The organism is Alteromonas sp. DY56-G5 (assembly GCF_041414725.1).
In the GTDB taxonomy this organism is placed as follows: Bacteria; Pseudomonadota; Gammaproteobacteria; order Enterobacterales; family Alteromonadaceae; genus Alteromonas; species Alteromonas macleodii.
Genome location: NZ_JANHZQ010000058.1, coordinates 1 through 22,928, shown reverse-complemented (window position 1 = coordinate 22,928; position 22,928 = coordinate 1). Strand labels below are relative to the sequence as shown.

The following is a 22,928-nucleotide window of genomic DNA, read 5'->3' as shown; positions in this document are numbered from 1 at the left end:
TTTTATTATCGAGTTCGAGGAACGCCTCGAAAAGCATATTAACTAATGGCAGTTACACAGAATCTGTTACAGGCTCGGTAAAGTTACTTCCTTATTTTTTGTGGTTTTTACAAAGGCGCTCTCTTGTTGGTGAGTCTTACTAGCAGGCGTTTCCACTTTTTCAATTGGCTTTTCTAATGCTTGAATCTCCTTGTTTAAAGCATCGACCTCCTTTTCTTTAACTGTTTGTGCTTCCAGAAGTTTATAAATCCAATCCGTTGACAGGTTAGGCTCAGAACCCTTTAAATCTATTAAAGAACTATTTGAAGGAAGAATATTTCTTTCAAGGGAATATTCAATTGCCTTAGATAATTCTACCTTTTTCAATAGCTCATTTTTCTCTTTTTCGCTTGGAGGCAAAACCTCAAGAAGTCTAGTGATACGAAAATTTCCAAGCTCTTTGGTGTTAAGCCTTATATTGAAAAGCTGGGCCCTCACTAGATTTGAAGACTGAAATATATAGCCCTCACCCTCAATTTGTTCTTTTACATCTAACCAATTTAGTCTGTCTATTTCCTTTATCTGAGCCGATAGGTTGCTTTTGTAAGCGCTGAAATCACCTTCATTCCAGCCATTACTTTCTGCCACATTCATCGTTCCGCCTAAGCTTTTAAACCAATCCCAAGTCTCTTTAACATCTTCTTGTGGGCCTAGAATCTTAAGACGTGTATTACCAAAAATCTGTGTTGCTTCCTCTTTTGATGCCTTGATGAAGCCTGCCAAATCTTGTCCACTAAAACATACACCAATTCCAAGCCCGCGACCTTGAGTTGCGGCAACAGCAAAACCTTCGATTGCTACCTCAGCATATTCATCGATGATAATTAGACTAGGGTTTTTCTTGTCTATAGGAAGGTTGTTAATAATGTCATCTAAATCACCTTCTGAGTCTTCACCTAGTCCTGTTGATATAGCTACCCGTATTCCCGATAGTGCAATTTTTCCTTGTACTTGCCTTTGATCCTTTGATTGCTCTGTAGCTGGTACGAAAACACCTAAAAGGCGGTTGTTGAGAATAATATCTCGAAAATCGATTTCACCTTGCTCACACTCAAATATGTGGCTGTACGCACTCCCAAGTTCAACAAGGGGTTTTGAAATGTAACCTAGGCCGAAACCAAACTGTCTGTGAACTTCAGATGCTTGCTTAATCCCGTTCCTTAACTTATCTGGATTGTCTGCATCAAACGAAGGGAGGTTTTCTAAGTAACGTCTAAGGGCACGCTGCCTTTGCTTTGATACCTTGTGAGGTATTTCAATAGTTTCACCAGTTGTTTCATTCTCTAGAGGTATTAGGTGGTCATTGTGTTCTGGCCAAGCTAATTTGCATAAGACTGGAATCGTAAACCATTGGCCAATTAAACTCGGGGTGATATTTACTAACTTTTGGTCACGTAATTCTACTACACATGGCAAAAATGCCTTTAATCCTCCAACAGCCTTATCTCTGAAAACTTGGTTTTCACCCTCGCCAGGAGGCATCATATCTTCCAAAAATTGTTGAACAACTGATGCTGTACCTACCGCGAACATGCCGCAGGTGTTACTTACTTTCTTCCAGTGAGAATGTTTAACCTCTTTATTTCCAGTCCGATAGTTCATTATACGGATGCTGTCTTCTCGCCCAGTTTTGCGGCCTAAGAAATACAGTTTTTCAAGCCCGTCTGGAGCAGCTTTTGCATCGACATATATTAGGGCGCCGCCTGTCATGAAGCTACTAGTTGCAGCTAGAGACCAAAGGAATTCTGTTTTACCACCACCAGTGGTAGATATAAATAAGAGATGCGTTAATAGATCTTTAGGGACAATCCACAATTCTAATTGCGTAGACAGCTCATTACCCATATGGATAGTTCCACTTGCTTTCTCAAACTTGAATCTGTCAGCAACCGCAGGCTCATGATAATCAGTCTTGTTCATCCAGAAAGGAAGTTTAAGAGGCAGGACGCCAATTTTCTTTTTATCGAGTTTGGAGTTGACATGTAAAATCAGGAAAACAATTAGACATACTAACCAAATGGCAGGGATTAGGCACACCAGAGTTACGATACAAATGTAACCAAAGGCTAGGTACTCTCGTAATCTTAAGCTATCAAGTAGTTTTTTGAGTTCACTACGAGTATCAACGTATCTTCTACGAGCTTCTAGGTTTCTATTGTTCTTAGGGGCTCTATTATCAAACATCTTCTTTCACAACCTTTGCTAACCAGCCTTCCGTTTCACCAAGAAATTTTTCTAGTCCATCGATAGCGCTTTCTATTTCTGGGTGATCGAGTCCCATTTGAACATTTTCTTCTCGAAGGTAATGAGCCCTGACTGCTGCCGCCTCACAATAAGGCATTTGGCTTCCACAGTTCTCGAGAGTGAACCAAAGTGACCTGTCAGTGTGTTTTATCCAGTACATATGGCTCGTGTAGAGTTTTCCTTTCTTTCGAGCTGCTTCCATAAATCCAGTAATCAAAGTCAGTTCAAATGAGTGGCTATTAACCAGCGCCTGAAATGGCTTCAAATCTTCATTCTCAGACAATATTTCATCGATTTTACTCTCGTCGAGATAGTTGAGATTTTTTACCTTCTTTAAACTGAAATCTTCGTTTATCTGGCGCTGTAATTTAATGCTTTCGGCAACGCCACCTGAATCAACTCCTTTCATGAAAAGAGTTGCTATCGCTAAAAATGCTCTCCTTTCTAGAGGCATGCTTTTCCAACCTGAATATCGAGGGCCAAGTTGTTTAGTAAAAAATCCTTTCGCCATTTTCCTATTTAACAAGCACCTACCATGCAATATAGGAAGGCCTTCGAGAGTGTCTGTGTATGAATTTTTGATGACGATGGACTCACCTTTTTGAATGTTTTTTTTACCAAATACCGGAGTTAGTATTCTATTGGTGTTATTCCCAACATGGTCAATATCAAAGACGGTTATCAAGTTGTTTTCAATAGCGAGTATAAGAGGTGACTTGTCCCTTGCTAAAGGGCCGATATCAGGGTCGCATTTGACCAGATCTTGACAGATGACAGGGTTAAGATGGGGGTTGTATTGCGAGCCCACTTTCAATATGTCGTCAAGGTTATATTTCTTTTTTAAGCTTCTATGCCTTTGGTCTTTATAGACCTTAATAAAGCTGACAGTAATGAATAAAATTAAAAATGGACGGAAGTTTTGTCCTAAAAACTCCAAGTATAGGATAGTTTCTTTTCCACTCATAAACCTAGGGTTAGTAGAGTAAAATTTATCTTTCAAAGTGCTAATAATTTCACTTGATATTCCAGGAGCGAAAATGTTTGCTAAGAGCTCCCCAAGCTCACCCATTTCAGTAAGAGCGGCAACGATTTCAAGATTTATCTTAGCCACAGAAGTAATAGCTGTATTGATATTGACGCTAAAAAGGTACCAGCAAAGGGAGAGAAACCCTAGAATACAGCCCATGATGATTAATGGTGTATTTCCCTTATCTTCGTTATTTCCCGACATTGTCGTACTCCTTATAAGTCTTAAAGCTACTTACAATGAACAAAAGTGATAATGCCAGAGTGGTTAACACTCCGTACCCAGACAAGCTAAAGGTGTTGTTGTTGATTATTAAGCTCACGCCGAAAACCACTGTCATTGAAAAGAGGCATAGTGCTAGACCAAATATAGCGAGCATCTTTTTCTTCAGAAAATCCTTTTCTTCAACAGTGAGTTGGTCTGGTGAAATGTCAGATTTATTGCCCTTAATCGTACTTAATACCATCGCATAACTATGTCTAGTAAATGCAAAAAGGGGTATCCCACCAGCATTAAGCCCTTTGTTAAAATTTGTTTTCAAATTCCTAGTTCCTGAAATTCTCTGAGCAAACCGAAGAACTTTTCCAGTAGACTGGTCGTGGGAGATTCCAAAAGCGTGCTTCCAATTACCTCTTTCAAGTTTGTAATGCTCTAATTTCTTTATATGCTGGGATAATTTTTCTGCGTGGGCCAGGTTCAGGGCGTAGAATTTCCGATGGACTTGAATGATCTCTCCCGTTTGTTTGTTTTGATAAGGAAAATCGCCGTCATAAAGTTTGGCTTTTTTATTTTTTGATAATATTAATTGTTCAATATGGAATACGAGGCTCATGGCGACACCTTAGTGTTTGCGATAGTTGCTTCTATTATTGATTTCAAAAGGGATTTGAATTTCATCTCTACAACTTTGAGATTTTCCTTGCCTTCAATTCTTCCGAGCTTATTTATCCTTCTGCGTTCCGCTTCCTCCATAACAAGTTGCCGATGTAATGCTATGATTTCGTCTAGTACTATTGCCTTAATATGAGAAAGAGCACTGTTGCTGATATTAAATTTTTCTAAGGTCGCAAATGTTTCGGTTAACCCAAATTTAACCTCAGCCAAGTGTTCGGATATAGAACTGCTGTCTTCGGTTAAAGAGCTCGTGTTGAAGCCGATGGCAACTAGAAATGATAGATCGAAAGATTGAGCTATATTCTGCGGCGGTAAGGTTTCATAAGTGCTTAGCTCTGAAGCAATGTCAAATAAGCTCGCCAGTTGTGCACTAGATAGTGAGTCGGCTGTATCTTGTTTTGCGACTTCCTCAACACACCGTAGAATTGAAGTTCTTATTATTGCTGCTTGACGCTTTTCTTCTTCGTTGTTTTTAGTATCTGGCAAAAGCTCATTTGAAAGGCTTTGAGTTAGATCTATGAGTTCCTTAAGATTTTTTTCTGCATCCTCTCCTTTCCAAATACATGCTGTTACGAGAGAAAGTCCTACTTTAAGACCATTTAATGAACGCCTTAAATCAAGGGTTAGTGTATCGGCTTGGCCGGCTTGGACTGTGGCCGCTTTGTCTTCATTACGGGCATCAATTCGTTGTTCTTGACCTCTAGCCATATCGATCGCTAATTGAGCTGCGTTCACAATGCTGGCCCCGATTCTTGTTTCACTAAATCCTTTTCGTTTGTTGGCAAGCGGAACTTTTCTCTAAGGGTATCGATGTTTACCAACTCGGCAACACCAACTACATCCTCTATGTATAAGACACCACTTTTTCGAGAGCTTTGGTTTAATGAACTTGCGTTGAGTGTTTCATCTATGACGTAGGTTAATAATATTATTTGAATCGAAAGTGCATGCAGCTGGGAGTTAGAATCCATACCTGTGTTTTTTAATGAAACTCGCTCTCCCAGTATGCCCTTATCTGTGCTAATTACTTCCATGATCTCAATGCCGTTAAAAACCTTATTGACCGGCGTGTCACCAAATATGAAGGTTTGAGAGCGCTTCAATAGTAAAGACAGAAACCCGTATGCACTAAAAGCATTTCCCTTAGCAATTGAGTAAGTTTCATTTAGTAGGCCTTTTACAGAGTGGATATTTTTTAAAGCCGCATATTCAGAAAGAACATCGTTAATGTGGTCTAGGATATGAAGAGAACCTGCTGCCTCCATAAAGCCGCATCTGCAAGATGTAAGCTTTTTCGACTCTATATTATTAAATTTTAGTGTAAGACCACACGCAGGGCACTGCTTAATGTTGGGATTAACTTTGAACGTATTAGACATAAAGACCATCTTAGAGAAGTAACTCAAAGATGGTCTTTCTTCAGTAACAATTATTCAATCGAGAATATTGAATAAATCGGATTACTCTAGTTTAGAGTGTTTGTAGGTTCATTAATATCTACTTCGTCATCTCGCTGAATTTCACTAAGCATAACTCCCCAATCAACGACCTCTTCCGTCTGCGAGGCTTCATTTGCAGCAACTAATAGTTCCGCGTTTAGCTTTTCAGCAGCTTTTTGCAAACTTTGCATTTCCTCTTCTTTGTCAAAAGGCCTCTCAATCTCAGTTTTAAGGCTTTCAATACTTTTTTCGTTGAAAGTAATTCGATCCTTCACTTCACCAATGAACTTCTCTAGCTTATCTTGGAGTGTGGAAATATCGCTGATTTGTCGACCTACGTATGGGTGATTTGATACTTGAAAACCTTCTTTACTGTCATGATAAATTTTAAGTCTATAAACCTTTTTACCATCTTCTGAATCTTCAAGCCTGAACTTAATTTCCATTCCATTGTACTCTCCAACCGGCACAGTAAGAGGCGGAGCTTTAACTCCTTGAAGTTGGTCAAAGATACCTTTTACTCGATCCCCAGCGCTTTTCAGGTCGGGCATACGCATACCGTCAACCACTAAATTCATATCGCCAATGACTTTAGATAAAAACTTCCCTTTTTCATCTAGTAAAACTTGGTCCTTTTCGATTCTTTCATTTTTATACCCAACTTGATGAACCATTGAACGTTTGTTGTCGATATAGCCGCGGTACTGCCTTTCTAAATTTTTTAGCTTCGAATCAACGTCGATTTTATCTTTAATTAGACTATTCCCAGTCGCTATAGCCATCATTTCAGTATATGTAGCATCTGGCTCTTCCGTATATTCACGAGGAGCGAGTTCTGGCTCTAGCTTGGTTTGCATAATGAATGTGGCCTTTCTTTTCATCGTTTCCCACATAAATAGGTCAAAGCTATTCTCTGTGGAGTAGCGGTAAACATTTACTTCGCTATGCTGATTTCCGTGTCTTTCTATTCTTCCAAGCCTTTGCTCCAAGTCTCTGGGGTTCCAGGGAGGCGTTAACTCATGCATTGCTACCAAGTTTTGTTGGATATTATTACCAACTCCAAACTTGTCCGTTGTTCCAATAGCTACCGCGTACTTGCCGGAGTTCATTCCGTCTTCAAACTCTTTCTTTTGGGCTTCTGTATTAACTTGACGACTATCAATGATTTTTTCGCGTGGGATACCACCAGCAACTAGCTTATTGATTAAATCATCATAAACGCTGAAGCCTTTATCTGACGGGTTAACAAATCGGTCAATAAAGACTAGCTGAGCCCGGGTTTTCTCATCTTTCTTTCTGAATTCAGAAAGAATATTTTCTGAAGCTTTCATTATTTTGCTAGAGGGAGATTCTGGGATATTAGGGTCTATGCATCGCATATCCATTGCCGCCCTCTGAGAGTCATGTTGGATGCTGAACCAAGTTTCATCTTTACTTCCATTTCTGAAGCTTGTAGCTCTTTTGGCTATGTTTTTCATAAAAGCATCGAAGTACTCGTTACCATTTGCTTTGACCGCAATTTTGTTTGAATTTGGCTTTTCTACGCCAGCCATTTCAGCTGTTACTACATCAGCGATTGTGCGGTATAACTTTCCTAGTTCTGGTAGATTGTTAAATTTGGCTAGTCTTGAGTTTTCTCTATAACCGGTACCTTCAGGGTTGGCTTCAATGGTTGAAACTACCTCACCAAAAACACTCATAAAATTGTCGAACTCATAAACCCCAAGCGCTTTAAGTTCATCAGGTGCCAATACGTATAGATTTACAAATAAATCGCTCATGGATTTGCGAATATCGGTTCCCGTGGCCCAGACTACGCCTTTGCCATCTCTTAGCTCCTGAATGAATCGAGTCATGAAAATCATATTCATAGCTCGGTTGCTCTCTTGAGTATTTACGCCATTAACATGGCCCATGTTTGACGGAGTACCGAGGTTTAGGAAGTTGTCAGCTTCATCTACAAGTATCGTATCTATCCCCAGCTCGTCCAAATAAAGTAAGTTGTCTTTCTTTTCTTGTGATAAGCGTTTTTGTATTTTATTTTCTAGGTTTTTAATCTTCCGTTGCGCTCTTTTATTGTTTTGGCCATCCATTGCTTCAGCATTTTCAAGAGAAGAGCGATACTCGTTTAATTGAGCTTCGAGTTGATTAGTAACAAATTCCGTAGGAGCTGAGAATTTATCAAGTGTGCTATGAGCTACAATAATCGCATCCCAATTCCCCGTTGCTATGCGTGCGGTTTGTTCCTTTCTTTTTTCCTTGGGCATATTTTTGGGGTCTAGCGCGAGAATTCTAGCGTTAGGGTAGTGCTCTTGAATCATTCTGCTAAGTTGACCAAAGACATTGTTTGGCACTGCTACCATTGGCTTTTGATGTACTCCTCGTGCTTTTCCTTCAATTGCAATTGATGCCAATTCAAAACTCTTACCAGTACCCACACCATGTGCTAACAAAGCTCTACCCTCTACAAGGTAACGCATTAGAGTATTCTTTTGCGTTTGACGGGGGTCGAATTTCTTTCCATTAAAGTTTGGATTCAAACCGGTATATTGAATGTGTGAGCCATCATATTTTGCGTTAACGAATACATTAAAACGCTCATTGTAGACATCTTCTAAATGTTCCTTCCTTTGAGGGTTCTTCCAAACCCACTCTTTAAATTCAGTCGCTAGGTCTTGAGCTTTTGCACTAGCAAGTGCTGATGCTTCAGAATTGAATACAGCTTTCCCATCAATCGTATCGAATACATCAGTTTTAGAACCGTTCATCACCTTTTCAATGAGGTCTACCGCATCTCTTCTTTCTGTACCAAATCTATTTCTGCTTCTGCCACTATTAGATGAGATCACATATTCGGATACATTCAATGACCACTCAGCGTTCACAAAAGATACGCCGAATTGCCTATTGGGCTTGCTCTCGAATGGTGTTTCCTCTCCAGTTACAATGTACTCCACGAATCTACTCATAGTTGAAGCTGGAATCCATGCTGTGCCTAATCTCACTTTGATCTCTTCTGAGATAATTCTTTGAGGCATGACGCTTTCTAAAGCTTTAACATTCTTTTCAAAGTAAGGATTTAGCTCTGCAGCAGCTTTAGCATCTTTCAACTTAGTGCTGATATTTCCCGAAAGGTAATTGCCTTTGAACATCCATTGGTCTGTATTAGGGTCAAGGAAAAGAAGGTCTCCCGAGTTTTCTACAACATTTTTCCAATCTTTATCGAGCAATTGAGACACTAACGTGGGATTTATTTCACCGTATTTTGCAATAGATATGAATAATGCGTCTTCCAACGATTCTGCTTGAGTAATATCTGGGTTAATTCCAACTGTTCGTTCAGTGAATATCTGTGCCTTTACTACGTCCTTTGTTTTTTTGTCGATGCTTTCTAGTCCAAGAAGAAGGGGATAATCCGGGTCTTCTTGAAATACTTGTTTTGTTGTTGTGGCGTTTATTACCCCATGCTTTTGAACATGACGTTCATAGGCCTCGTTCAAATTGTTTAATGAAGCAAGAAAACGAGGGTCATTCCCTTCTGTTTCTAATTGGGTTTGTATGTGAGTTCGACAAGCATCTCTAACAGAAATCAGGCTTATCAGACGTTTAGCTTTTACACCCGAGGTTTCCAGAGGCTCCATTACGAGCTCGTGGTCATCTAGGTCAGGATTATATTTGGACACAGCTTTGCCAAGCTTACCGTCTTTATAAACAAATGAGCCGGGTCTAACATCTTCTACTAGCTTTATTACTTCAGAGTTATCTTCGATTATCTGAATTTTAGTTTCTTTCTTCGACACATTACTTAGAGGTTGAAGGTTTTCAATCTTGGTTTGCACCTCAGCTATTAAATCACCTTCAAATTTTGATGAAAGTGATTGACCGAATTGTGTCTTCACCGAAGTTAATTCGCCTACTATCATTTCAGGGTTATCAACAAAATAACTATTTAAAGTGTGCTCGTGGAAGTGGCCATTTCTATCTTCAGCTTCAACTTGTTGAGTTTTGAGCCATGCGTTGTCGCCTTTGACCTCACCAGGGAGTCTTTTACGAAGGAAAATGATGTCTGAAGCGACATTGGTATTTGCGTACTTGGTAAAGGTGTTTGAAGGCATTCTTATGGCAGAAACTAAATCTGCTGTCTTGTAGACATGCTCTCGAGCTTTGCTTTCGACTTTGTCTAGAGTGCCGGTGGAAGTCATGAAAGCGACTAAACCGCCAGGCTTAACTTTATCAATGCTCTTAACCATGAAGTAGTCATGAATTTTATATCCATATTTGGCATAGTCAGAGTCGTAGACTGAAAAGTTTCCAAATGGGATGTTAGAGGTTACAAGGTCAAAGTAGTTGTTAGGTTGAGTAGCGTTTTCATACCCTCCAATCTTAACTATATTTTCGCCAAATAGTTGTTGAGCAATTTTACCAGTTACAGTATCTAGCTCTCTCGCAGTAAATGTTGAGTTATTTTTTAAATGAGCAGGCATTGCAGATATGAAACCACCAGTTCCGGTCGATGGATCACTTACTTCACCACCTGCGAAACCAAGCTTTTCTGCACCTAAGTGGATTTGCTCTATTAATGACGGAGGTGTGTAAAATGCAGTTAATGCCGAAGCTTTAATCGATTCATATTCTTCGCCGGTAACTAACGACATCAATTCCCGACGTTCTTTGATGTAAACGTAATTTGTAGGGTCAAACATTCCCGGCATGCCACCCCACCCAGAGTAGAGTGCTAAGGTGTTTTTTTCTTCGTGAGTAGCAAGTCGATCCTCATCTTCAATTTGCTTACTCAATTTGAGAGCTGATAAGTTTAATTCTATTCGTTTAGGTAACCCGCTTATACTATCTTCAATATCTAGTGGGAAAGAGTATTCGGCTCTTCTTCTGTTGGATAATTCTTCTGACATACCAATGATTTGGCTGTTACTTGTACGAACTGGTGGTACGCCGCTAGTTCGTTGTAATCCGTCGTCTGAGGTTGTGGATTTTCTGCTTCCACCTGCTCTATCGCTTGATTTAGTTCCTCCGACATTTTCTTGGCTTTCATTTCTATCCAATTCACCCAGGTGTTCTCCTTTTTCATCTGTGCTGTCAGAATTGGGCAGAACTTCTCCATGTACTCCATCAAGTCGTATTTCATCTGCATTTTTGCGTACTCTCTCTGTTAGTAGGTTATTTACAGCTTCTGCTACAAGGCGCTGTGCTTCTTCAATATTGGTAGCTTGAGCCAATGTGCTGCCGTCTTTGCTGTATCTAAATTCTTCTCCAATGAGCTCTAAATCATAGCCCATGAAAGATTTTACTGAACTATCAGCATAACTCTGTAATAAGACTATCGCCTTTTGAACTGCATATGCCTTATGTAAATCTGTCTCACCGTCTTTTAGTGAAACCACACTTCCCAAGGTTTTTTGTAATGGGCCGTTGAATTGCTGTTTTATATTCTGAAGTTCGTTCTCTAATTTAACGGGATCTAATCTAACAAGTTCACCTAAGTTAACAGGGGACTCTAGTCCTGAAATTCTTACTTCTTTTTCCCCAGTAAAGATTGTCTCACTTACCGCGCCAGCAGTTGGAATTTCATTTTCCCAATATAAAACCTCATCACCGTTTTCAAAAATTGGAGTTACGTCTATGACTTCTGAATATTCAGTTAATAGTTCTAACGAGGGATACTCATCACCATTCGAAGACACATACGTGTGGTTGAAACCATTTAATTTAATTTTAGCTGAAGAGGTTTCAAGGCGATTTATGTCAACGTCTGGGCTACTGAGATATTGATACTTTATGTACTCCGCCTCACTACTATCATCTTTCAGAATTTCAGCTATGGTAGACTTGTTCAAGAGAGTTATAACACTAACATCGCTGATAGTTTTAACTTCACCAACATTAACGTCCAAAATTTCGTTATCAGATATACCAGGGTGGTAGCCGAAGTTTAACCCATCCTCAATTGCCTTCTCATAGTTCATATTTAAAATAGAACTTTTCGAATTCTTAGCTGCAGAACGGAAAAACTCCGTTACTTCGTCAGCATCATCTACGTTGACATACTCTGCTAAAGCTTCAAGGTCTTCATTAGATGTATCCGTGCGTTTACCTGTTTCAATCAGTAGTGCAGCTGTCCTTGCTCTAACCGAGCGTATAAGTTCTTGGGTAATAACTTCGCGGTCATCGCTACTAACATCTGCTCCGTATACTACACTCAACTTTTTAAGATCCGGTAGGCTCAGCTTCTGTATTCTTTCAAGGCCTTTTTCATCACGTGGATTATATAAATCTACATCCATATCAAATGAAAGTGCGGCCTCTGTAGTGGCGAATTCTTCCGGTGATAATTCGAATATGTATTTGTCATATTTAGAAGAGTACAAAGCATTTTGAGCAGAAGGGTTTGAAGAAACATTACTTTTCCAAACTGGTTCAATCGTGACAACACTTCCATGGATTTCAGTTATTACACCGGCACGACCGTTAGCAATAGCCAATCTCCCAGTTTCGACATTTGCAGAACTGGTTTCTGGAACAAATGAGGCATCATCCTGTAAGCTGCTTTCGACGGATTGATCCACATCCAAATGGTTAAACAGGCCATATAAATCATTAATTGAAGAATTGACGCTTTCCACAGGTGATTCATCAGAAAGTGATTGAGTTGTTTCTGTTACATGCTCGTTGTGAGTAATTGAAATCGAGTCTACCGCCAGCAAGTCTCGAATCACTTGTTTATAGTCATCAGAAATGCCAGGTTCTAAATCATTTTTGAGCCCAGTGATTTTTTCAATTAGATCATCTTGAAGTGCATGTCTAATTCTCTCTTTCGCTACTTTTGATAGTGCACTGAAGTCATCGTCAAAGCCTTCGCTTAATAACTCTGAAAAGCCTTGTTGCTGCTCCTCTGACAAGCTATTAACATCGAGGTCGGTAACAAATTCAAAAAGCTGAAGCGATTCTTGATTTTTCTCAGATATTAAGACATCAAATAGTGGTTCAACATCAGAAAATTCATAACCTTCTGCCCTATAAGTTTCCATCAATGCAGATAAGTCGCGAATGCTAGTGGTGTTTAATGTTAACGTCTTAGCGTTATATTCGGTTGAAACAAAACCTTTTTTGGCAGCGCGAATAAGTACAGCGTTTCCTTCGTTATTCTTAAGAGCTAAATAACCTTGCGTGCCGATAAAGCTCTCAATAGGTGCTAAAGCACGTTCAAGAGCTTTGTCAGATATTGGGCTTAACCCAGCCTGTTGAACAAAATCATTATCAAGACCGCGGTTGAACCCTACCATTTTGTCGTTAACAACTGTGTAGTAAGAGATATCAAGGGGGAGTTGTATATCTGACACAGACTTGTCTTTAGTAAGTGAGTACAAATATGCATGTGAGGCATATTTAGCGTCCTCGATGCCGACAACATAGCTTTTTGAAGTGTCGCTATTCTTTAGAACTGCGCGAACCTCCGGTGATACTAAATTAATATTATGGAAGGTTTTCTCTATAGATAGTCTAGACTCATTGAGTGACCGAATTCTTTCAACATAGTTGATAGCTTTATCAATGTTATGTTCATGGCCATTAGCTATTAAATCTATGTCTCGGTATACAAATGCCGGTAGTTTTTTTGAACTCGAATTATGCTGAATAGCATCTGATATGTAATTAAACTGAGCTAACTTCAAAGACGTCAATTCGCGGAGCTCTTTTAGTTTCGATTTAATTGCTATTGCGGTGGCTAGATTTCCTGTTTGATTACTAACTCCCAAAATTCGTGAAAACTCATTAAGCGTTTCAGAGTCAAAATCAGCGATTTCTTTTGTACTTAAAAATGTTAGGTCTCTACGCTTGCTCCAAGTATCTACCACTAACTGCGCAACAGTTGCCTTTTCCATTTCGGCGCTTACATTTTGAACATGATGAAGGTCAGCTAGTAGGAGGTAATCATCTAGTGAGTACCTTTCCAAGTTTTCTTCATTGGTTAACTCGACCAGTGTTACTGATTGAATAGCATTAATATTTTGCAATGCATGTGGTGTTTTTGCGTAGTCTTTAAAGGGCAGGGGAGGTAATAGAGTTGCATCTAAACGCTTAGCATTTAATACATTGGTTAAATTGGTAAATTGCGCTGAAAGAGAGATGTCTTGTTGAATCGTTGCACTTGGTATAAAACCGCCTAATCGACCAATGATTTCATCTTGCTCAATGGCATGAATCGTTTCATAGATTGAGTTATAAAAAGCTTTAAGTGACTTATAACCTGCGTCACTCAGAGATTGATTGAGTTCCTGCCTTGAAATCTCTGATGAGTCATTTTCTAAAAACGGATTGCGATTGTAAAAATACCCATCTTCCTTGAAGGTTTCTTCGAAAAACTCTGTGTAATTTAACCCTGTATTAGCCTGCTCCGAAGCTACAGAAATTAGCTCAGATAGTTTTTCATTCAGGGATAGTTTTTTCTTTTCGACAGATACAGTCTTATGTTTGAAAGCTGTTTCTACTATGGACTTCGATTCATTATCGAGTGTAACGCCGTATTTTTCGTTAAGACGAGACATTAGTGTGTCAAAGTCAATACCGTCGTCGTAATACGCTTCAAATGCAGCTTCAATTTGGGGACGGGTAGGCTGCTTAGTGAAGGTAACATTCTTGTCAGTTAAATTTAAAAGTTTATTCTCATTGCGCGAATAAAAACTTTGGGCCTTGTCAAATTCCAAAAAACCCTTAGTGATATTTTCAAAACTAACCACATAGGCAGAACGTCCATTCAAGTAGAGCTTGTTTAACAAAACTTCATCATTTTTCGTCGACTTAAATCGCTCATGTTTGAGTTCTGTGATGGTGCCATTTGCACCAACAGAAAGGTACATGTCTCCTTCTTCTAAAGCGTATAGTTTGATTTCATCGTTAGAAAATATTTCTTCTCCATTAACGCTTTCTCCATTAAGAGCAAATTTTAACGTTGACGGCACATTTTCTTCATCTGATGAAAGGACATTATTCGTTTGCTGAGAAGAATATATATCGCGGTAATGCCTGTAAAAGTCATTTATTGACTTAAAATCAGTTAGGTGTTCAATATCTTGAAGTAAGACTTCACTCTGCAATTCTCCCTCAATAAAATATGGATTATCAGCGACCATATCAGGAATACTTTGCTTACCTGAAAGGTATTTATTGAAAGTTTTTTCGACCATTGCCCCTTTAATGTAAACAAATTCAGCAATGTAATCTTTGATACCTTCTAAACGCTCTGCGCTGATGCGGTTGAAGACACTGAAGTATGCCGACGACAGAGATAAAGGAGTGAAATTTTCTAAATCTGCAATCGGATGTTGTTTAAGGTTTTTAAGGTCAGAGGTCAACTGTTGATAAAAGCTCTGCACTTCACCTTCCTCATAACCAACTGAGGCAGGACTGTTCTCAACAAGTTCAATGAACTCATCATGTTCGAAACCATTCGATACCAATAGGTCAATCGCATCGTGTAATTTGCGAATTCTAATTTCCCAATCAGGAAAGCCGATGCTTGAATCATCGATTCCATCAGAAGTAACTTCTTCTACGCTTAATACGGATGGGAGGGGGTGAATTGTAGAAGGTGCAGCTACGTTTAATTCAGTTGGCTCCTCTTCAAATAAGTCGAACATTGATGATTGTGGGGCAACATCAGTGTTGATTGATTGTTCATTAGGCGCGGGTGGAGTGGTGTGCACTGTGTTTGAGGTTTCTTCTAGGTGAAGAACCGATTCAGAAGCATTTTCATTGGATTCCTCAACAGATAGAGGTGCTTCTTGCTCAGCTTCTAGGGGCTCTGTTATTAATTGAGCGGCTTCTGCTGCCTCCCCATTCGGCGTCTCAGAATGTTCCGCTTCTACTTCATCAGACTCACCTGTTGAAGTATCTTGTCCAAAATCATCAACATTTGTCGGCTCACTTTGTGATACTACTTCTTCATTCGTGGATGAACTATCTGAGCCATTTGGAGCGGTCAATTTTTCTTCTAATTTGTATTTTTTGCCAATCTGGTACCAAAGTGGGACTGAAGACAAATACTCTTCTTCTGTCATCTCTGAATTTGATAAAAGGTGTTCACCTGCAAAATACGACTTCTCTAGAAGTTCTTTGTAAGTAAGCTTTTGCCCATTGGCTTCTTGCTCTTTTTTTGTTTTAGCAATCAGTGCTGCAAACCAGTGGCTGTCTCGAGGGTTTTGCTCTTCATTGATCGAGAGTAAGGTTTGAATTTTTACAATTTCTAGGACGGAAACGCCAAAGGCTTCGGCTTGACGCTTTATTGGAGCATAGTTGATGTCACTAGAATTGAAATCTCTTGTATACGCATCGAAAGACTTTGGAATATTTGAGGAAAGAAGCCGATCATCGAGAATATCTTGAATAAGGTATAGGGCTAACTCATTTTCTACAATTATACCTTGTTCAGCCTGATCGAAATTGGTTGAGATAAAGCCTGTTTTTGAGCTTATTTTTTCAATTAATTCTTCAGGAAGGTCACCTCTGATTACAAATCCCTTTTCATTGGAGCGATACCTCTTTCCAATATAGTTGGCTGGCGCACCGGTTAAACTATGCAGCTTGCTATTGAGGAGATTTTTTAAGTGGAAAGGGGCAATGTACTGACCTATTGCGTCATTATATATAGCCGTCTTGCCAGGCATGCATTCTTCGATTGCCTTTGCGATTGGGTCAGAGTATATACCGTTAGATGGGTCATTGATTACCAGGTACTTTTTTCCAGAAATGGAATGAGTTTTTTCAATGATTTCTATTGGAAATGGGCTGTCGGCGGTTACTGTATTGGCCTCTACCTCTTCAGGTGGCAAAGGTCTAGGATTGACTTCAGTAAAATTACTATCGTTTTTTTTCTGCTGTGATTTTTCCGCTTCAGGGACCTTAAACTCAAGTAACTTTTTAACTACACCAGCTTCAAAGTTAGAATATCGTTCGAGGATGTGAGCAGTAGCGCTTTCTGTGGCCTTCGCTAGGTTTTCAGCCGATTCGAACTGAAGCCTTAATTTATAATATTCAACAAGGTTTTTAGGCGGCGGGTTGGCGTTCTCTATCTGCTTTCGTACTTCACTTAATCCACCTTTTTGATGTAGGTCGTTAATATCTTTATCGTTATCGTCATTACCATAATATGTAAAATCAGGTACCAGCCAAAATACGTTATTCTCCCAAGCAGCATCTAAAGCTGCCATAGCACCTATATTCCCATCTTTATGATTTTTATCATTATCACCAATTACAATGTGCTTTCTATCTGGATTATTATGAACTGATAGTGAGACTACCTTTTTGAGGTTGTCCTTGTTTAAACCAATTTTTCCGAAATAGTCAGTAGCTGCGACCGAAGATAGCGCATCTGCCATGCCTTCTGTGTAAATGATAGGTTTAGTCCCATCATCGAAACCAACTCGACCATGAGTGCCAATAGGCTGGTTAGTCTTAGAATCCGTGAATTTAGTACCTTTTGTAAAAGTTTTATTTTCATTTTTTCCTTTTTCAGTAACCCACGGATTATCATATATTTTTTGTAGCCCAACGAAGTTATTCCACTCATCGACAAGCTGATACATAGAGTAAGTGCTATTAAATTTATTGGCTCCAGCTCGTAACTCAATCAAAGACGTATAATCGGTTAGACCTTTATCACTTATATACTTCTCATTACCCTGTAGTTCTGAACCACTATTCCAATCCACCAGAGCTTCTTCTTTATTTAAAAGAAACTCAGCCTCAATTTCTAAGGCTCTTTCTTCAAGTCTTTTCTGATTGTCCAACTCTCGACGCTCAAGTGCTGCAGAATCTACTTCTGGCTTCTTCAAGTTGCCAGTACCACGTTCTTTTTCAAAAAGGCTGAAGTCATACTCACCCGACTTAAACTCGGTGAAGAATTCCCCGCCTCCCATTTTTTTATTGATAAATTTTAGATAAATCGATAGGGTCTGCTCTTCTTTTCCAGTTTTCTTATTCTTAGTTCTATAGGTACTTGAAGCAGCGACTACGCTCGCACTACCTTTATGAGATTGTTTTAGAACTTCTACGCTTTTTTCATCGACATTACTTTTAAAGATCGCAGAGCTCGAATTAGGTGGAGGGACGATTATGTTTCTGGAAGTTTGCGTCCAATCAATACCAGCTTCTTCAGCAAGTGTATTCAAAGCATCGAAATGCGCATCTAGTAGAGCATTAGGTGAGTCGTTATATTTTATTTTTTGCCATTCAGCATATGACGGAAAGGATGTGTTGTACGATGTAGCCCCGAAACCCACCGGGTTAAGTGGCTTCTTAATTAAATCACCAAGCAAAGCCTCAAGTGTGATCCTTTTTGATTCATTGAAAGCCCAACCCCCACTTACTTCTTTTCCATCAAGTTGTGCTGAACCAATTTCTTTTAATTTCGAGCGGAATGGCTCTCTTTCTGTTCGACCTCTAACGTAAATACTATTTGAGGATGAAGATGCGCTTGGCTCATCAATGTAAATTGCTGGTTCGCCTGTAAGGTCACTTAAAACAGCACCAACTTCTTTTGAAATTGAGATAGGAAATACATAGCTATTGTCAGACTCTCTATAAAATGGCTTATTAGCGCCACCAGCAGAGATTATTCGATCTTTATATTTAGCTATGTCGGAACGTGAACCTTTTATTGCTACTCTCGAAAGTTGCCCTGAAGTATTGAGTTCTTGGGTCATACGTAACGGGTAGCCTTTTACGCCTTTCTTATCATTAGCGCGCTTCTCACTAGGGGCTGACAAGTTAAAACTTGTAGCTTCCTCGTCCGAGTGAGCGCCTACGATGCCACTTATATCATTGACTACCTTAGCGCGAGGTAAGGGCAGGAACGTATCAATTTGGCCAGTACTATTGTTCACCGCGATAGCTGTCAGTGAATAGGCTCCACGCGCCTTCCCGTTTACTTTGGTTTTGTAGTGTTTAGAGCTTGCAATTTTTTCGAGGTTAGTTGGGTTACCGTAACTATTAAAAGATAATCTGGATAACCCAGAGATTTCTACAAATGAATTCGCTTTTTCTATTTCAGAATTGATGATTTTGAGCGTGTTGCGAAATTTGTTGTGACCGTCATTCTCCTTGTACAGCCTTTCAATGGCCGCCTCAGGCGTTTCATTAGCCAACGCAAAAAACTCAAAGGGCATAGCTTTTTTGGTTCCATCAGCAGTTCTTTGACCAATTCGAATCATTACTCCTCTAGCATATCCAGGAACTGAGTTCGTTGAACCTCTAAGAGCTTGAACCAATTTTTGTCTAAGGCCTTGTATGTTATGAATAGTTTCATAATTAGCATCAAGGGCTGTCGCACCTAATGATTTGAATTGCCCTTTTTCATTGTTTCTAACCTGAGTTTTGCCGTCGATTTTTAGTGGCGTTGAATAGGTTTTTTTGTGCTGTGGATGCTTATTTAGAGGTACGGCATAATTTGCACTATAAAACCCTGATTCCGGTCTAATCGCTTGTACACCGTAAGCTATAATGGTGGAGCCAACTGGGGCGAATGTTTTTGCATCAGGGTTTGAAAGATTTTCGATAAATGAAGTCGTATTTTGCTGCTTATTTTGAACTAGCGTAACTCTCTTATCACTTCCATCTTTAACCTTTCCAAACAGGTAGCCCTTGTTTCTATCATAACCAGTAATTTCAATAGCGCTGTAATCGTTAAACTTTTTCATATCAACCTACCTGTGGAGCAAAATCATGTGATTGCTCGCTATCTCCGTTTAAATTTAAATTGTGTGAATTCATATCCAGAGAGCCATTCCCTAAAAGCTCTTGTTCAATTGTTGTGTATTGCATCTCTACAACGTCTCTTAATTCATTGAGGTGTTCGTGAACTTGGCCCCGAGTTTGACCAGAGAGATGAACATGATGAGAGCTAGACTCAAATGTGGATTTATCGATTCCAATCATTTCTAGGGAGTCAACTACTTTTGATTTGTCTGGTGCACCTAAAGCACAGTATTTACCGGTATCCACACCGCGGATTTGAGCTTCTTTTATTAGTGCAGGGATGTCATATTTGACTGATTTGTAGAAATGCTCTGGGATGTCGGAATTCGAGAGTGCTAAAACAGCTGAATCAAGATCAAACTCTTTTCTAGAGCCTACTAATACTGCAGGGTATGGAGAGGTGAAACCTGCTGGAACGCCTTGTACTGTTTGCGGTAATAGTTCCCTAGCTTCTGCAAATGCTTCTTTTGCTTTCGCTTCCATCATTCGTGCTATTGCATACTTTTTAGCAACTTCTTCGTAGTCTGATTTTTGCTTCGTCGTTAAATCGACATCTTGAGTTTTTTGGAATGAGGGCTTTATCCCATTGAGCATGTTATTCCAGTGTGTATCACCAGTTTTAATTATTTGCTGGAATATTTCCGGCTTGGTTTGAATGCTATCTTTTTTAATAACTACATCGTCACTTGAGCTTTCGGCTTTCTTAGCAATTTGTATTGCTAAAGAAAATCCTTCGGCATCGAGGCCAGCCATGGAAGAAATAGTTTTGGCAGTATGGGGGCTTACGGATATATTGAACTGATAACTGGACGATAGATCATGCAAATTATTGGATGCAGCCAACTGAATAAAGTGATGCCTAATGATGTCCGACTGGTTAAGTATGTCTTTAGTGCTTAGCTTATTTACATAGTCAGTTTTGATATCGTAGGCAAATTGTGAACCATTTGACTCCCCTAAATATGAGTCGATATTCAGAGCCCATGGTAGCTTTCCAGCGAATTCCCTTGCCTGTTCAGAGCTTTTTATATTTGTAGCGTCATTGAAGCCATATTTTGATTTGGTTACCTGTCTTAAAACAGCCTTTAAATAGCCCTCTTCATGAACACTGGCAGATGGAGCCCTAATAGCTTCTAAATTCTTCAGAAGATAGACTTCTTTTGCTTCATAAGTAGGATAGTATTCGCCTTTATCAAAAGCCCATAGAGCCCTAATATCATGAGCTGTTAGGCCTGATGATTCTTTAATTAGCCTAAGTACCTGACTTTGTTTTAAAGTCTTGGAAGCAGCATCCAGCCATTTTTGTGCTTGTCTGATTTCGACTGCTCCTGAAGCTACTTGAGGCATTCTCTGTAATAGAGGTTCAAATTTACTGTAGGTAGATTCAGCATCATCTTGGATAGATTTAATCGTTTCTTTTTTGTCTAACAATACGAGGTTTGGCATATCTCTATTCCTTGCAACATCATGTAATAACATTACATGCGCGTTTATCTCTGTTGTATGTCTCTAGCTTCTGATTGCTTCATAGATGATGCAGAAGGAATGGAATGCACAAAGAGCTTCTCTATGGTGTCTCGATTTGTTGTACCTATACGTTGATATCCCCGTTCCGTTAACGCCACGATGTAGGGGGTTACAGGACTGGGCTGGTCAAAAAAGGCGGCCATGTTTGCTTTAAGGGCTAGCGCACCTTCTCTGGTGGAGGTATTAGAGTCGTTAACGAGTGCAGAGAATGGCTGATTTTGAATTAGACGGTGTAAAAGAGCTTGTCTCTCACTGTTCTCGATTACAGATAACAGCGCGACTGCCTTATCTACAGAGTCTTTAGGTTTTACAAAAGCCACTGGAATGAAAGTAACTTTAGTTTGATGAGACTTAGCCGATTTCAATATAAAATTGAATTCATGCTGGCATGCAGGACAGTTAAGGTCTACGAATACATAAACATTTTTATTACCTTCCCCAAATGTCACACCGGATAATGATTTGTAATCGCTAAATCCATCGTCCTTTGTGCTATTAGCAAATTCACTCGAAGAAGATGGTTTATAGACTCTATCTTTATCGATGCGAGTTTGGTCTTCAAAGTTGCCGTCTAAAAGCGCAGACGCGGTACCTTTTTTTAGCTTGTCGAAATGCTTTTTTGTTTCATCTGCTAATTCTTGTTTTTTTTTGTTCGCAATGGCAATTGCTTCTAAGGCAGGTATCTTGTGAGCGTCATCTATATTGGTAATGTGTTTAGATAGCGCGTTTCCTTGGATGATCGTTTCCATATCTGGTAGTAGATAAAGGGAGTATTGCTCACCTGTTTCTTTGTGTGCGAGAAAATGAAATGCACCACCTGGTACTTGCTCGAACCCCGTAACGTGCGTGCCAACTCCAAAGTACATTGTCGCTAGGCCTTTAGCATTTCTCTCCACCTGCTTTAAATAGTTTTCAAAGTCTTTTGTTTGAGCGCGACTGGCGAAGCTCGAACTCAACAATATTATAGCGATTAGGACTCTCATGAATTACTCCAAAATTCTATTGAAGTTAATTCTATAAATCCTCTCATCCCACACATACATCAAATGTCTGATAAATCGGGTTTCATATTGTGAAGTTAAGGTGACTTTCGGATGATCACTTCAGTTTATAAACGAGGTGTGTATGAATAGGTTAAATCTCAAACTTGAAATTAATGTTGCTTCTAAAGGAAATGTCGCAGTTGACTGTGTATGGGACGAAGAGTTTCTGTCTTTCCCTTACAGCCAAAGGTTAAACCTTCTGCAGCAAATCATTATTTCAATGCAGGTATACCTGAACCAGTTAAACGTTAATCTCAATAAAATTCAGATAGATAAAGTTCCTGTTGGCAAAGGGTTCATAGATTATCAAGCTCCGGTAGGGGAGGCAGAACCCCGTGAAAAAGCGAGGATTGACTTCGAAGGTTCTCTAGAGGATATAGCACCAGAACAACGTGCTGTATGTATTGCTGCATCTGTCAAATACCTTATTGGGGTTGGACAAATATTCATGGCTCACCAAGAGAAGCATAAAAAATGAGCCATGACGTAAAGCAAGTCTATATTGATGATTCTTTATTAATATTTGCTGAGAAACAAAATAAAAAATTAGAAAAAAAGATAACGATTCTGTTTAAGGCATTTTTGTTCATAGTGCTTTGTATCGGACCGATAAGCTTGTTTCTAAGCTATTTTTCTAACCAAACCCACATTGAAAAACCGGCACTAATCGACCGCGATAACAACGTTGAATATGTGGAGCCATTGGTCAACCCAAGCATCAATTATACGTATGCGGGTGACATAGCAGAGGACTATGCAGAAGATTTACTTTCATTCCACTTCCTAAAAATCGATAAGCAGATACAAAGTCGAAATTCATATTTCTTCCAGGGTTACTTTGCACCTCTATACATGGAGCCATTAATCGCCCCCTGTGTCAGGATAGTTGTCGCCTCAGTTTTTCATAAAAATATAACAGGGAGCGGTAAGTTAGATATTAGTGAA

The 22,928-nt window shown here is 39.5% G+C and carries 9 protein-coding genes and 1 pseudogene; 2 read left to right on the top strand and 8 right to left on the bottom strand.

Annotated elements, in window-relative coordinates:
• Window positions 1–66: 66 nt before the first annotated feature.
• The 8 genes from NO989_RS19600 to NO989_RS19565 all read right to left on the bottom strand — a co-directional run bounded on the left by NO989_RS19600 (window position 67) and on the right by NO989_RS19565 (window position 21,923).
• The gene (locus tag NO989_RS19600; RefSeq protein WP_371343043.1) at window positions 67–2,223 is read right to left on the bottom strand and encodes a TraM recognition domain-containing protein; all 2,157 of its coding nucleotides are present in this window, start codon (window positions 2,221–2,223) and stop codon (window positions 67–69) included.
• A complete protein-coding gene (locus NO989_RS19595; RefSeq protein WP_015068601.1) occupies window positions 2,216–3,514 on the bottom strand; it encodes a hypothetical protein in 1,299 nt (432 codons plus the stop codon). The genes NO989_RS19600 and NO989_RS19595 overlap by 8 nt, the downstream gene beginning before the upstream one ends.
• Window positions 3,501–4,142, bottom strand: coding sequence for a hypothetical protein (locus tag NO989_RS19590; RefSeq protein ID WP_015068602.1), 642 nt, complete (start codon window positions 4,140–4,142; stop codon window positions 3,501–3,503). The genes NO989_RS19595 and NO989_RS19590 overlap by 14 nt, the downstream gene beginning before the upstream one ends.
• Complete coding sequence (locus NO989_RS19585) at window positions 4,139–4,939, bottom strand: hypothetical protein (protein ID WP_015068603.1); 801 nt, start codon at window positions 4,937–4,939, stop codon at window positions 4,139–4,141. The genes NO989_RS19590 and NO989_RS19585 overlap by 4 nt, the downstream gene beginning before the upstream one ends.
• A complete protein-coding gene (locus tag NO989_RS19580) occupies window positions 4,936–5,583 on the bottom strand; it encodes a hypothetical protein (RefSeq protein WP_015068604.1) in 648 nt (215 codons plus the stop codon). The genes NO989_RS19585 and NO989_RS19580 overlap by 4 nt, the downstream gene beginning before the upstream one ends.
• 86 nt (window positions 5,584–5,669) lie before the next feature.
• On the bottom strand, window positions 5,670–19,355 hold the full coding sequence (locus NO989_RS19575) for an N-6 DNA methylase (protein ID WP_015068605.1): 13,686 nt from the start codon (window positions 19,353–19,355) through the stop codon (window positions 5,670–5,672).
• Between the two features lies 1 nt (window position 19,356).
• Window positions 19,357–20,859 carry a hypothetical protein gene (locus NO989_RS19570; RefSeq protein ID WP_015068606.1) on the bottom strand — a complete coding sequence of 501 codons (1,503 nt, stop codon included), beginning with the start codon at window positions 20,857–20,859 and terminating at the stop codon, window positions 19,357–19,359.
• 44 nt (window positions 20,860–20,903) lie between these two features.
• Window positions 20,904–21,923: a hypothetical protein gene (locus NO989_RS19565; RefSeq protein WP_061093560.1), complete on the bottom strand. Its 1,020-nt coding sequence runs from the start codon at window positions 21,921–21,923 to the stop codon at window positions 20,904–20,906.
• Between the two features lie 142 nt (window positions 21,924–22,065).
• Between NO989_RS19565 and NO989_RS19560 the strand changes: the two genes are divergently transcribed.
• Together NO989_RS19560 and NO989_RS19555 are read left to right on the top strand one after the other, a co-directional pair.
• Entirely contained in the window at window positions 22,066–22,461 is a 396-nt protein-coding gene (locus NO989_RS19560) for a hypothetical protein (protein WP_015068609.1), read from the top strand.
• Window positions 22,458–22,928 (top strand): annotated as a pseudogene (locus NO989_RS19555) (hypothetical protein); the annotation flags it as partial. The gene NO989_RS19560 and the pseudogene NO989_RS19555, both read left to right, overlap by 4 nt.

Bases quoted from the DNA above. Each gene is read 5' to 3' on its own strand.
- NO989_RS19600 (WP_371343043.1), bottom strand. From the start codon at position 2,223: ATGTTTGATAATAGAGCCCCTAAGAACAATAGAAACCTAGAAGCTCGT.
- NO989_RS19595 (WP_015068601.1), bottom strand. From the start codon at position 3,514: ATGTCGGGAAATAACGAAGATAAGGGAAATACACCATTAATCATCATG.
- NO989_RS19590 (WP_015068602.1), bottom strand. From the start codon at position 4,142: ATGAGCCTCGTATTCCATATTGAACAATTAATATTATCAAAAAATAAA.
- NO989_RS19580 (WP_015068604.1), bottom strand. From the start codon at position 5,583: ATGTCTAATACGTTCAAAGTTAATCCCAACATTAAGCAGTGCCCTGCG.
- NO989_RS19575 (WP_015068605.1), bottom strand. From the start codon at position 19,355: ATGAAAAAGTTTAACGATTACAGCGCTATTGAAATTACTGGTTATGAT.
- NO989_RS19570 (WP_015068606.1), bottom strand. From the start codon at position 20,859: ATGCCAAACCTCGTATTGTTAGACAAAAAAGAAACGATTAAATCTATC.
- NO989_RS19565 (WP_061093560.1), bottom strand. From the start codon at position 21,923: ATGAGAGTCCTAATCGCTATAATATTGTTGAGTTCGAGCTTCGCCAGT.
- NO989_RS19560 (WP_015068609.1), top strand. From the start codon at position 22,066: ATGAATAGGTTAAATCTCAAACTTGAAATTAATGTTGCTTCTAAAGGA.